We start from the raw sequence: 791 nt of genomic DNA on the forward strand, positions 1-791 counted from the left end.
ACCGTCCGGCAAAATCCCCTTGATGTGTTCCATGTTGATGCGGGCGCCGTACACCTTCGGGCTGTAGGTCGCGGCCATCTGCTGAATATCCGTAGCGCCGATCTCGCGGCCGTCAACGGTGTCGCCTTCAACGCCGATGCGGAAAAACTTAGTAACTTTCTTTGCCATGTGAACGGCTCCGGTTGTGGTGATTGGGTTCGGGGCTAGTTTCGGGGGAATGGCGGAGCGTCTCAACGCATTGCGGTTGGAAGATCTGAGGTACAACAAGGGCTTAATGCGAGTCGCCCGGCGCTTTCGTAGCCTTGGCGGCATGAATACGACACAGGCAACAACCATCATCAGCGATCCGCGCCGCCAAGCTGCCTTGCTCTACTGGCAGGGCTTTTCTGTGCGCCAAATTGCGGAAACGCTGAACCTCAAGGGGCCGACCGTCCAGAGCTGGAAACTGCGCGATAAATGGGACGACATCGCGCCCATTTCCCGCGTGGAGCAAAGCATGGAAGCGCGGTTGATTCAGCTCATCATGAAAGACGTCAAGGAGGGGAAAGACTTCAAAGAAATCGACCTGTTAGGCCGCCAGATTGAACGGCTGGCGCGGGTCAATCGCTATTCGGCGACCGGCAACGAGGCGGACTTAAACCCGAACGTCGCCAACCGCAACAAAGGCGAGCGCAAGCCCGCCGAGCGCAACGTGTTCAGCGAGGCCGCCGTAGAGAAGCTACAAAGCATCTTCACGGAAACCACCTTCGAGTATCAAATGGGGTGGTACCGCGCCGGGCTGCAACACCGTA

Annotated in this window: 2 protein-coding genes; one reads left to right on the forward strand and one right to left on the reverse strand. The window is 57.9% G+C overall.

Annotated features, from left to right (window positions below; translation table 11 throughout):
* A partial coding sequence (locus AEYBE204_RS41145) for a GPO family capsid scaffolding protein (RefSeq protein ID WP_369751916.1) occupies positions 1-336 on the reverse strand: 336 nt, incomplete at its 3' end.
* Here AEYBE204_RS41145 and AEYBE204_RS39195 point away from each other — a divergent pair.
* The coding region (locus AEYBE204_RS39195) for a phage terminase small subunit-related protein (RefSeq protein ID WP_235068288.1) at positions 218-791 on the forward strand (574 nt) is incomplete at its 3' end. The two genes, AEYBE204_RS41145 and AEYBE204_RS39195, sit on opposite strands and share 119 nt — an antisense overlap.

The sequence above is a fragment of the Asticcacaulis sp. YBE204 genome (assembly GCF_000495855.1).
Classification (GTDB): domain Bacteria; phylum Pseudomonadota; class Alphaproteobacteria; order Caulobacterales; family Caulobacteraceae; genus Asticcacaulis.